The 13,114-nt window shown below is 41.9% G+C and carries 7 protein-coding genes; 2 read left to right on the forward strand and 5 right to left on the reverse strand.

The annotated features are described in order from the left end of the window. The first annotated feature begins 17 nt into the window (after positions 1 to 17). On the forward strand, positions 18 to 236 hold the full coding sequence (locus ACSSTM_RS06795; RefSeq protein WP_003211468.1) for a spore germination protein: 219 nt from the start codon (positions 18 to 20) through the stop codon (positions 234 to 236). A gap of 46 nt (positions 237 to 282) precedes the next feature. Here the strand turns inward: ACSSTM_RS06795 and ACSSTM_RS06800 are convergent, their stop codons facing one another. The 5 genes from ACSSTM_RS06800 to addB are packed head-to-tail and all read right to left on the reverse strand — an operon-like array spanning position 283 to position 12,387. Next, complete coding sequence (locus ACSSTM_RS06800; RefSeq protein WP_034663464.1) at positions 283 to 582, reverse strand: hypothetical protein; 300 nt, start codon at positions 580 to 582, stop codon at positions 283 to 285. Between the two features lie 19 nt (positions 583 to 601). Continuing rightward, a complete protein-coding gene (locus ACSSTM_RS06805; protein WP_034663465.1) occupies positions 602 to 3,997 on the reverse strand; it encodes an AAA family ATPase in 3,396 nt (1,131 codons plus the stop codon). Beyond that, a complete protein-coding gene (gene sbcD, locus ACSSTM_RS06810; protein ID WP_034663467.1) occupies positions 3,994 to 5,169 on the reverse strand; it encodes an exonuclease subunit SbcD in 1,176 nt (391 codons plus the stop codon). The genes ACSSTM_RS06805 and sbcD overlap by 4 nt, the downstream gene beginning before the upstream one ends. Positions 5,170 to 5,195: 26 nt before the next feature. Further along, positions 5,196 to 8,900 carry a helicase-exonuclease AddAB subunit AddA gene (addA, locus tag ACSSTM_RS06815; RefSeq protein ID WP_420735067.1) on the reverse strand — a complete coding sequence of 1,235 codons (3,705 nt, stop codon included), beginning with the start codon at positions 8,898 to 8,900 and terminating at the stop codon, positions 5,196 to 5,198. Beyond that, a complete protein-coding gene (addB, locus tag ACSSTM_RS06820) occupies positions 8,878 to 12,387 on the reverse strand; it encodes a helicase-exonuclease AddAB subunit AddB (RefSeq protein WP_420735066.1) in 3,510 nt (1,169 codons plus the stop codon). Before addB ends, addA begins: the two co-directional genes overlap by 23 nt. A 167-nt stretch (positions 12,388 to 12,554) precedes the next feature. On the opposite strand from addB, the gene ACSSTM_RS06825 reads away from it, so the two are divergent. Further along, entirely contained in the window at positions 12,555 to 13,001 is a 447-nt protein-coding gene (locus tag ACSSTM_RS06825) for a ferritin-like domain-containing protein (RefSeq protein WP_034663474.1), read from the forward strand. Positions 13,002 to 13,114: the final 113 nt, after the last annotated feature.

Here is a 13,114-nt window from a genome sequence, read left to right on the forward strand (position 1 = left end):
AATAAAGGATGTCGATTATGCCAGCAATTGTCGGACCCATTTACATTAACTCTATTTCTGGAGGCGTCGTAAACGTCGGTGACTCATTCTACCTGTCGCCTAAAAGTTCGTCAAAATCTGCTTTAGGCTCTGGAGCGGGAAATACCGGAGATTTCTTGATATTAAATAATGGCATTAGCGCCACCAACTATGTGGATCCTGACTTAAATGATCAGAATATGGTAGGCAATGCATAAAGCAGCTCCTCTACAGTCATTTCATTTAGAGGAGCGCTTTTTATGCTTATTTTTTTCTGCGTTGTCTCGATTTTTTTGTTTTAACCAGCTTGCTTGCCGGCTGTTTTCGAATCCATTTGATGTACGAAGCAAGCTTTTCATCCTGCCTTAGTGCATCAAGTGTGTTCAAGCGTGCGGCAAGCTCCTGGTTTGTAAAGAGTGCATGCACTTGTTTATGGCAGGGGATACACAGGAAGGCAGTCGGTAAAAAAGCCCCACCTTCTTCTCTTGGTGTTAAGTGGTGTTCTGTGAGCAGGACATTTTGTCTTCCGCACAGCTCACATAATCCAATGGTTTGCTTTGCCACCCTGTCATCACCTCAACATTTACATTAATTCCATTGAGACCGTTGTCCCTTTCCCGCTTGGATCTGCTGGATGGACAATCAGTTTTTTCGGCAGTCTCATTTTCAATTCTTCCACGTGGCTAATCACACCAACTGCTAAATTGTGAGACTGCAGTTTCTCTAATGCGGTAATGACCGTATCAAGCAAGTCTTGATCGAGCGTACCGAATCCTTCATCAAGGAAAAAGAATTGCAGCGGGAATTCACCTCTCAGCTGAATTTGTGCAGAAAGAGCAAGGGCAAGCGCCAGCGATGTCAGGAAGGTTTCCCCGCCGGACAAGCTGGACACAGGACGCCTGACACCACCATTTGCATCATCACGCATAACAAAGCCGCCTTCTGAGTCGACCTCAATCGCATATCTTTGTCTCGTCAACATACCCAAGCGGGCGGATGCATCACGACTGACACTTTCCAGCTGTTCTTCTGCTAAAAATTCAACAAACGTATTCCCTTTAAAAACGGTTTGCAGTTTATCGAGGCGATCAATTTCTTGCTGCAGTGCTTCCAAGCGTTCGTGAATACTTGCAAAGCGCTGATGATTTTCTTCAACCACACGCAGGTGTTCATGTGCGGACCCACTCATTGCTGTCGCTTCTTCCAATGCTTTTTCAGCTGCATCTTTTCTGTGCTGAATGTCAGTCCACTGCTTTTCATCCAGTGACTCTTCTTTCAGTAATTCAGAAATTCGCTTTAAGTTTGCGGCACATTCCTTTCTTTTATCCTCAAATTCCTCAATTTCCTGTTTGACCGATTGACGTACTGCCTGTTCCATTGAAGCAGACTCAATTTCCTGCGGCATATGAAAAGGAGAGAATTCTGTTTCTTTTTCCCATGCTGCTTCTGCTTCTTGTTTTCGCCGGTTCGCCTCTTGAAGCTGACGCTCACTGCTTGAAAAATGGCTTTGCGCCTCACTAAACAACTGCTGCGCGTGCTGCAATTGCTTGTACGATTGCTGTTCTTTTTCATTAAGAAGAGCAAGAGAATGTTCAACCTCAATAAGTTCATCAGAAATAGAGGCAGCTTTTAATGGATATCGGCCTAAATCTGTTTCATATTGATGGATAAGCTGATGCTGACTTTCTAGCTGATGCGCTAGTTTATCAAGTTCTTTCTCGACATTGTATATCGCTGTCTGCAGCTGCTCTTTTGCTAGCTGTTTTTCTTCCAAAAACGAAATGCTTTTCTCAATACGTTCTTTATAGCCTTCCGCTTGTTGGTCCTTTTCATCGATTTGCTTTTGCAGCTCTTGTACTTGATTCAATGTAAAATGAGGGAAGGCCTGTTCAAATTGAGTCGTTTGCACTGAAAGCTCAGATTGAAGCTCTTTGATCAGCACCTCTAATTCTTCGATGCGCTGCTGTTCAAAAGTCATTTGCTCTTTCATCTTGCTCATCTCTGCTGCTTGATTATGCGTTTCATCCATTAAACGAGCTCGTTTACGTTCAACTTCTTGAATATCCTGCTTTATGCCTTTCCATTCTTGCATCAGATCCTGCAAAGACTGCGGATTTTGTACGGTTTCTACTGCTGCAGCTACTTCCGCTCCCGGGGCTTTCTGAGATAAGAAAGCAAATTGTTTCACTAATTGATTGGCATTCGTTTCGAGGAGCTGCTTTGCGGCATACATGTCTCTCGCATACTCCTCTGCCTGCTTGAGCTCTTTGTCCATCCGTTGAATGACTTCATCGACTTGTGCCACGGTTTCTTCATGGTCATTGTATTCCAAAGCCTTTGGATCATGATGAATTGATCCACAAACCGGACATGGTTCACCATCTACTAGCTCTGCCGCTAATTCTTTTCTTAATTCAGCCGCCCTTACAACATCACGCTGTTTTAATTTTTCGAGCTTCTGATGTTGTTCTTTTTTACTCCATTCTGTTAGAGCTCGTTCGAATTCACATACATAAAAATAGAGGTGTTCAATTGCTTGAAACGATTGGTCTATTTTTTCATGATGGTCGTTTTGCTGTTTTTGAAGCTTTTCATATGCTTCTGAAGTCTGTGTGGCTCGCTTTTTGACCTCCTCCATCTTTTGCTTTTCTTTTTGAATGCTGCGGTTTATTCTTTCAACATTTTCACTTAAACGTAAAGCATCCTGTACACTTTTCCGTTCTTTTACTGAGACTTGTAACTGCTCCAGCTCATGCTTCAGCTGTGTTTGTTTCGTCAGTGCACGCTCTAATAGAGATTGAAGATTGTCCGCTTCTTTTTTCTTTTGTATGAATTGCTGCGTTTTTTCATTTTTTTGCTGTTCTATTCCTGTCTTTTCCTGAAGAGCTGTCTCTTTTTTTCGTTCAATTTCCTTTAGATGAATCAGCTGCTCTTTCTTTTGGAGAAGTTCTGGCTCAGTCTCTATTTTCTTTTGCCGGGCTTGCTCATACTCCTGCGTCATTTGATCATAGATCGTTCGTTGATGCAGCAGCTGCTTTTCTGCTTCCTGCTTCTCCTTTGATGCTTGAGAAAGCTGTTTTTCAGCCTTTGTTAATGCATCCGCATAGGGCTTTAGCGCCTCTGCCTGCTCTGCGATATTGAGCTTGGCCTTTTTCTCTTCCATTGATGGTGCCAGTAGATTCAGTTTGTTTTGTTCAGTCTCATAAGCTTCTTGTTCCTTTTGATACTGCCAGATCGCTTGCGCCTTTGTAAAAGCAGTGAACGCTTCGTCCCGCGCTTGTTTTTTCTCATGAAAAATGGCTTTTGCCTGCTCTGCTGCTTCCTTTGCTTTTGCCAGCGCCTCTGGGCCAGCTTCCCCTAAACCATTCAGTTCAGCCAGCAGTTCATTTTTTTGCCCATATTGATTCTGAGCTTTTGCACGCAAACGCTTGACGAGCTGGTCCCCATACTTTTCCAAGTTAAACAACCGCTGAAGCATTTGACGTCTGTCTGCCCCTTTTAGGGAGAGAAATTCTGCAAATTTCCCTTGAGGTAAGACAACCGCTCGTGTAAAATCATCAATGGTTAATCCGAGTAATTCTTCTACTTTACGATTGACCTCACTCGCTTTATCTGCGAGAACGGTCTGCGTATCACCGATTTCAATCAGGCGGCATAATGTCGTTCTGACTTTCATTTCATCCGCTCGTTTGAAAGCACGTTCAACTTTATAAGAAATATGATGTTCCTTTTGCAAAGCAAATGTAAAGGAAACCGACAGCTTTTCTTCCGCTTGGTTCAAAATACCATGTGTATTATTTAACGCACGTTCCACTTTGCCATAGAGTGCCAGGGTCATGGCGTCTAATATGGACGACTTTCCACTTCCTGTCGGTCCAAATATGCCAAACACACCTGCATCACATAATGAGCTAAAGTCAATTGTTTGTTCTTCTCTGAAGCTATGAAGTCCTTTAATGGTCAGCGTAATCGGCTTCAAGTCGCTTCCTCCTCTTGCATTTCATTGGCTAGCTCTAAAAACAGTTTGACTGTTTTTTCATCGGGTAAACCGCCACCTGTCTGGCGCTCATAAAATTTCACGAACCGCTCTTCGATCGAGAGCTTTTCCACTTGCTTTTGCTCTTCTATTTGCTGTAGTTCTTTGAACTTTGGTCGAATGTGAACAAACCCACTATGCTGCTTACGGAGCTGATGAATCTCTTCAATAGAGAGCTGGTCTGTTAAATGAACCTCTAAATCAATCCACGCCTGAAGATCACGTTTTTCATCCAGCCACTCGTGCACTTGACTCAGTCCCTCAGTCGCCTTCCATTTCACAAGTGGTTTTCCGCTTGATAAAAACACTTCTTTCCAGCTTGCCTTTTCATTAGGTTTTGCCTCTACAATTGTGACTGATTTGGCATAGCCTGATTCAGAAAAGCTATAAGCAAGAGGTGATCCAGAATACCGGGCAATCGTTTTGGCACGTTTGATCGTTTGCGGGCGGTGCAAATGACCAAGTGCAACATAGCAAGCTGCTTCTGGCAGGCTTTCAGCCGCAACGGTATATGCGCCGCCTACTTCAATCGGTCTTTCTGAATCTGTTTGACTTCCTCCTGCCACATAAATGTGGCTTGTTGCAATATTAACTGTATCCAGCTGGAATTGAGTACTTAAATGTTGAAACGCTTGTTGAATTTTTAAATTGTAATGATCACGAAGCACTTTCTCTTCAAATGTTTCAGCCAGCACCTCATTTAGTCTCGCCTCAGACGGATAAGCGAGTGCTGCAATGGATAAACGTTCACTCGAAGAAGGAACATCGACACGGATGATGTCATTTGTCGGATATCCAATTAAATGAATACCCTGATCATTTGTTAAAGGAGATGCGGCTGATAAGCGATCCGGATTATCGTGATTGCCTGAGATGACCACTACCTGCCGTTTTCCTTTATCAGATAAGGCAGATAGACTTTCATAAAAAAGCTGCTCTGCTCTAGCAGGCGGATTCACTGTATCAAAGGCATCACCGGCCATCACAATGACATCAATGTGTTCGTCTTTCACGATTTGATACAGTTCATCTAAAAACTGTGCTTGCTCATCAAGCCGGCTTCGACCTTCAAGGGTTTTCCCTAAATGCCAATCCGCTGTATGCAGAATCCTCATGTGTTTCACCTCTCATTCCGATACATTTATAAAGAGATTTCTAAATTCCCATCGAAGAAATAGAGAATTTTCTCCTCTAATGTTCTGTTTGTCAAACGCTCTACTGCTTTTGCATATAACGCTATTTGGGTTTCATAGCGCTTTTTCAAGATAGATTCAGCAGCGTCAAGTCCACCTGTATATCTGCCTTGCACTCTATCCGTTTTATAATCTAGTAAATATAGCTTTCCATCTGTTTCAAATAAACAGTCAATCATTCCTTGAATCAGAACAGGCTCTCCCTCAGTATCAATATGACTGTATACCTCTTTAACAGGTAACACCATACTAAATGATACTTCTCGTTTTACCCAGTCCGCTTTCAGCAGTTTTTGACCAATTGAAGTAGAGAAGAAAGCAGCAATTCCTTCTTGATCAATTGACCGGACTTGCTCATCTGTTAGCAAGTCTCGCTGCTGTAAGGATTCGAGCAGGTGCCTTATACGTGATTCATCATAGGGCTCCTCAGAAGGAAGCGTGATATGCTGCATGACTGTATGCATTGCGGTGCCTTGTTCTGCGGCAGTGAGTGTTTTTTTCTTCATGAAAGCCGGCCGGTCATACAATGTTGCACGAGCTTTTCGAATAGAAGAAGGAACACTGTACTCATCCTGTATTTCTTTCATCCTTTTTATCTCGGAAACAGACTGCTTTGTGCCGACTTGCGAGGCCGCTAGATATGGATATTTCCATGAAAGTCTCTCTGCCACCTTCTCATCAGCATCACCATATCCTTCAACAGGCAGACCATCCATCAATGCTTGTACTACCTCGTCTTGCTGCTTCTTTTCAAGTGACATATCTTCCTTTAGAAGATCAGAAGCTTGAGTAAATGAGATGGTGAATGTGGACGGATGCGAAAGAACGACATCGCCTGTTTCTTCTAAAATAGATGACATCGCTTGATGACGGATGAGAGCAGGACCAATAAAATCTAAGTATGTTTTCGATTGATAACGTTCAAAATCAGGGAGCAGCCACTCTTCTCCAGTCGCGGCATTTTGCCATTTGCTTAATGCTTTCACCTGATTTTTGACAGAGCCGACCAGAAATAATTTTTCCTTAGCCCTTGTGAGCGCCACATATAGGACCCTCAGCTCTTCAGATAATAACTCTTTTCTCATCTTTTTTTTCATCGCCACAAGCGGTAATGTCGCATAACTAATTCTCAGCTCAGGATGGATATACTTGCTTCCAAAGCCTAGCTCTTTATCAAGTAAGTAGGACTGGTTTAAGTCCATCATATTAAAGTTCCTGCCGAGTCCTGCAGTAAAGACGACTGGAAATTCTAATCCTTTACTGCTGTGGATCGTCATCATGCGCACAACGTCCTCTGTTTCACTGAACATTTTTGCCGCACCAAGATCATCTCCACGCTCCTGCATTCTTTCAATAAAACGAAGGAATCGAAATAGCCCTCTAAAGGCAGCTTTTTCATATTGCTTGGCTCGATCATAAAGGGCACGAAGATTCGCCTGCCGCTGCTTACCTCCAGGCATCCCGCCAACATAATCAAGATACTGCGTATCTCGGTAGACTTCCCAAATTAATTCTGCCACCGAATGATTGATGGAGAAATCACGCCACTTATGCAGCAATTGGAAAAATCGCTCTAATTTTTTGCATGTAGGGTGATCTGAATGCGTCACACTCATGAATGCCTTTACAGCATCATAATAAGTGCCTTTTTTATCACTCGTTCGAATAAGTGCCATTTCATTTTCATCTAAATGAACAATAGGTGATCTTAAAACAGCTGCAAGCGGAATATCCTGATACGGATTATCGATGACTTTTAACAAAGAAAGAATGACAGACACCTCTGTTGCTTCAAAATAACCAGAGGAAAGATTCGCATATACAGGGATTCCCTGCTTCTTTAATTCTTCCATCATTTGCGGAGCCCACGGCATAGACCGAAGCAAAATGACAATGTCACGATACTGCAAGTTACGGGTCATTTGCTGTTTTGCATCGTACACTTGAAATGGCTGCTCCACCAATTCTCTTATTTTTTTAGCAATGATTCTCGCTTCAAATTGGACGGTCTCAAGTTCTTCTCGCTCTTCGTCGCTTTCCGCTTCCTGCTGATCTAAGTGGACAAGGAGCATTTCTGTCGTTGTATCTTTGCTTTCTGGATAACTCGCTCCAAGCTTTAATTCAGCTTGTTCATCATATTCAATTTCTCCAACTGTTTGCCCCATCAGCTGCTTGAACAAAAAGTTCGTACTATCTAAAACATCTGAACGGCTTCGGAAGTTTTTATTTAAATCAATTCTCTTCCCTGTTTCTTTGCCGTCTGGTTGAAAGTGTTTATATTTGTTTAAAAAGAGCATGGGCTCAGCCAGTCTAAAACGATAAATGGACTGCTTTACATCACCAACCATAAACAGATTGCCCTCTGCAGAATGTTCCCCTTTAGACACAAGCTTTAAAATCGTTTCTTGTACGAGGTTTGTATCCTGGTATTCATCAACGAGCACTTCTTCAAACTGCTGTTGATAGTACTTAGCAGCTTCTGTTTCGATCAAATGTCCTTCTGCATCCTGCTCCGCTAAAATGCGTAAGCAATAGTGCTCTAAATCCGAAAAGTCGACGATTGACTTTTCCTGCTTCGCTCTTTCGAAACGCTCACCAAATTTGATCACAAGCTCTACAAGCGTCTCCACAACTGGCTTCATTTCAGCTAAGCTTTTTAAATGCTGGGAAGGACTGCGCATAAAGTATTCATCTTTTAGCTTTTCTAGTTGTTTTTTTGCTTGATTACGTGCATCTGTGGCCTTTTCTAACAAAACAGGGTCATATTCATCCCCTTTGCACGTTTTGAGCCTTTTAAAATTGACGTTCGGCAAAAGTTCGTAAAGCTCCTCAAAATCATCTTGATGATGGATTAATTCATTGACTTGCTCTAAATCATCTATAAAATTCTCTGCTCTCGGTGCTGGGCCGCCCGGCTCTTTTGATAGCGAAAGAGCTCGTTCAAGCAGCTCCTGGCAGCTCCGGAGAACGAGAGAAAGATCTTCTTTGATATATGGATAAAACGGTAATTCTTCTACTTTTGTTTGTGCATCTACATCATAAAGTGAAAGGAATGCCCTCATCCATTGCTCAGGTAAAGGATGAGACCTAGAAAACTCATAAATTCTCTTCACAAGCCATTGCAAATCTAAGTCATGGCGGTCAGAAGTGTAACGATCAACCAGTTCAAAGAATGATGGCTTTCCAGCCTTATATTCATCCTCGAACAGTTCATCTAACACTTCATCTCCTAATAATTCTCCTTCTGTTTGATCTGCCAAACGAAAGCCTGGGTCAAGATCAATTTCATAGTAAAAGGTGCGCAAAACCTGCAAGCAAAAGGAGTGCAAGGTAGAAATATTAGCACGATTCATGAGGGACAGCTGCCTTCTCATATGAAGGGACCCAGGGTTTTTGGCTAATTCTTTTTCAAGTGCTTCTGTAATCCGATGCTTCATCTCTGCCGCAGATGCATTTGTGAAAGTCACAACGAGCAGACGGTCCACATCAACTGGATGTTCAGGCCGGGTCATTTTTCGAATCAGCCGTTCAACCAAAACAGCTGTTTTTCCTGACCCTGCCGCCGCCGCAACCAAGATATCTTGTCCTTCTGAAACGATGGCTTCCCATTGGTCATCCGTCCACGTACTGTTATTCGGTTTTGGTATTTGCATACTGATCCCCTTCTTTTTTGATCCGGTCTATCACAACATCATCTTTCTCAGAGGTGAGCACCCTAAAATCATTATCCTCTATTGATTCATCGAATTGGCAAATAGACTTGAATGAACAAAAGCGGCAAGGTGTTTGATCCTTCAATTTATATGGATTAATTGCGACCTCTCCATTTGTAATTCTTTCGCCTGCTTCTTCAAATGTGCGCCGAACGTGTTGTGTGAGTATATGGAAATGATCTTCACTTAAAACTGCAGAATCAGAACGGAAAGACCCATCCTTTTTCAAGCCGGCTTGAATGACTTGTGATCTACCTGAATCAAGCGTTTGATCCATGAGCTTTACTGCTTCTATATCTTCAAGCAATAAACCCTTCATTTTAAATTTCTTGAATATTTCCTGCTCAATGTCATCCTCTGCAAGCGGAATAGGTGCTTGAATGAGCGGATCATGGATATGGAAATATAAAATGCCAGCAGGCGTCGCTTCAACCCCGAGCCACTCTTTCGAATACGTAATGGTCAGGTCTAAGTAAGTGAGCATTTGCAAGGCCAGCCCATAGTATACTTCTGCTAAGTCAAGACCTTTCTCACTGGATTTGTAGTCGACTATTCTCAAGAGCAGCCCTTTTGAACCTTCTGCTTTATCTACCCGGTCAATTCTTCCGACAAGCTCCATCGTGCAGCCATTCTTTAATTGAAAAGTAAACGGCGGCAATGGCCCTTGCCCCCCAAAACCTAACTCTAGCCCTACTGGAGAAAATCCACTCACTTTGGCATGTTCACTTAATATAGAAGAGACTCGAATCAAGATTTTCTGGAGCTTTTCTTTAATATAAGCATGCCGATTAGAGCTTAATAGAATTTCCTTTTGAAGACGCGGAGCAAGCTGTTCAATCGCATGTTTTGAATAAGTGACACAATCTTCCTTCGTTAGGTTTTTCCAATCCTTTTTTTGTTCAACAAGCGTATCTGAAATATGTTTTAAAGCCGAGTGAAACAACTGGCCGATATCAGGTGCTTCCAATTTGTAAAATTGTCGATCCTTTAGTTTTAACCCATGGGAAGCAAAGTGAGAAAATGCACACGCATTGAATTTCTCCATTCTTGAAACACTGCCCTGAATATGATCACCATAAAGCTCTTTTGTGACATTAGGCTTTAATGGCTTCGCTCGATTTGTAAAAAACAAACTTGACATGATGTTTTTTGATACATCCCGATTAGGAGATGTCATTAAGTAGTTATAGACACTCCACCATACACCACTAATGGGATATTGATTGAGCCATTGCTGCAGCTGTGAGACGGTATACGATAACGAAACATGCTCATTCGCTACAAATTTTAATTGCTCCTCGTCATCCAGTTGTTCTGGATCTAACACATAAAGAGCCTGCTGATGATTTGGCATAAGCTCTTGACAATACTTGATGAGTGTCGAAGGCAAAAGAGAACGTCCTTCTGCATCAGCAGCCGAATAGGATAGATACAAATGACGTGATGGACTCGATAACGCTTGGTAAATTAAAAATTGCTCATCTAGCAGCCGTTCCTTTCCTGTCTCTGCCAGCTCTGCTCCTGCTCGTTTTAACCATTCACGGTCATCCTCAGACAATACACTCTCATCAGAGGGGCGTGCGGGAATAACGCCATCATTTACACCAACGATAAACGTACATTTCACTTGATACATTCTCGATAAATCCATACTTCCAATAAATACTTGGTCGAGTGAAGGCGGAATCAAAGCGAATTTTAGAGAAGCTAATCCTGTATCCATCATTTGTTGGAATAAAGGAAATGAGAGCTCTTCTTCACCTAGCATTTCAACAAATTCATCCATTAATTGAATAACCGCATCCCATACTTGTCCGTGCTGCATTGCTTCAGCTAATCTACCTGCTTCTTCAGCCTCAAGCCTCGCTTTTTCAAGCTTATCTGGTACTTGTATCTCTTCTAAAAAGACATAGACAGCCTCTACCATGTCTCTTACCTTTTGCGCTTTTTTGAGCCTAATCTGCAACTGGTAAAGCGGGGGCACGATCCATTCTTTGACGTCATTTAGCATTTGTTCCATTTCAATTTCTTGATCTGTTTGTCCAAAATCCTCATCTAATGATTGGAATCGCCTGTAATGAAACCGGGAACCGTTTGTCCAGCGTTCTCCTTTTACACCATAAGCAATACAATAGTTTTCGAGCTGATCTGCCTGCTCTCTCGCTTTGTTCTTAGCGAGTTCAAGCGGAAATAAGAACTCTGTTTTCACGCAGCGAAATACCGCTTCATACCGCCAGTTTCCCCTTATGACATCCAAGCTCGAACGAATCAATTCAATGAGCGGATGATACTGCATCGATTCATTTCCATCAATAAAAAAAGGAATATCGTAATCTCGAAAAACCTCTTTTAATGTATCTTTATAGTCGTCTACATGTCGTGCAACAATCGAGATATCTCTCAATCTAAGTCCTTTTTCTCTCACTAAATCAAGTATATCTCTGGCTACTCCCTCAATTTCAGCTCGTTTATTTGCACTTTTAGACACTGTGAGATGAGGGGTGTTTTCCTGATATGGCTGCACTGGTCTCTGCTCATATTGGTGTTCTAAATAAGCAAGATCTGGTGTATAAATGTGCCGTTTATTTCTTTCCAAAACGTTTTCAGAAATGTCAGCTCCGCACTCTCTAGCAAGCTGATAGAGCTGGAAATACGTTTTACCTGTCATACGAAATAAATCAAGTTCATTTGGCTGCTTATCATGATAGGAGCGATCCACTGTGAAAGCAGCAGTTATTTTTGCTGCATGCAGCAGGAGCTGTTCAATGACAAGAAGCTGCTGCGGTGTAAATTGATAAAAACCATCTATATAAATGTGTGCTCCTTTTATTTCTTCAGATGAAGGAATTTGCTGCGTAAGAAGTGTCAAATAGTCTTCTGAGTGCACATATTCATCTTGTAAATACTGCTCCATCTGCTGATAAAGAACATGCAGATCATGCAATTTTTCGGCTGCCCGTCTTTCTTCTGTATACTCTGAATACATGCTCGACATTGAAATTTTTTCAATATCCTCCGGCAACATACAATACCTTTTGAATTCAGCCATCGTCTTTTCAATTTGCTCCACAAATCCCGGCTTATCACTCGCTTTTTTGAATACTTTAAACTTTTCTTTCTGCTCTTCAATCACTTTTCTTAAAAGCATTTGAATTCCTGTGCTTGTCACAAATTGCCGGTTCGCTCCGCCAGTCTGCTGTAAAATAGACCAAGCAAGACGTGTGAAACTAAATACTTTGGCCCTGATCATTCCGCCAGCTTCAGACGTTTTTGCAAGCTCATATTCCATTAAAAATGTCATTTGATCCGGGACTAAAAAAATGATTGGCGGACCCAACGGATCAAGCCGAAGCTGTTCTTTGATTTCCTCTAAGATTGCAGTCGTTTTTCCACTCCCCGATCTGCCTGCTAAAAACTGAATCTCCACGTTCCACAACACCTTTCTTATGTACTCATATTCTAGCGAAAATAAAGGGAAATAGCTATTTTCCTATCACGTTCCCGTTCTCCTATCTGATTGAAATAACATAGGCACCTTTCCTCACTCTTTTCATATCATAAACCATCATGAACAAAAAGGAGGCTGGCAATATCATGTATTACGATTACTATGACTACTCGCCATATGACATGCGCCAAAACACAAGGATCATTTCAGACCTTGAGAAGGCGATCAATGGTGAATATTCTGCGATCCAATGCTACGAAAAACTTGCCCAAAAAGCAAAAAACCCTGAGGCGAAAAAGGTCATTCAAGAAATACGTCAGGATGAAGTCAGACACTATCAACTATTTTCAAAGCTATATTATTCTTTAACAGGTAGAAACCACAAACCAAGCGTAACAGAACCTTGTCCAGAACAATTCAGAGAAGGACTTATGTTTGCCTTTAAAGATGAACAAAAAACGGTCGATTTTTACTTAAGCGTATCAGACTATGTCCGTGACCAAGGAACAAAAGAGCTAATGAAACGTATCGCTCAAGATGAACAGCAGCATGCTGTATGGTTTTTATACCTTTTAACGCACCATGTGTCTTAGATAGTCCTATTTTAATAGGAGATCATATGTTCCGTCAAAAAATGAAATCGATTTTTCGTTCCTTCAATATGTCAAAGTTAGCGCTAAATGTAGCAAAATCTCACATCCCTTTC

Origin of the sequence: Bacillus sp. RK1064, from assembly GCF_051488405.1 — a bacterium.
Taxonomy (GTDB): domain Bacteria; phylum Bacillota; class Bacilli; order Bacillales; family Bacillaceae; genus Bacillus.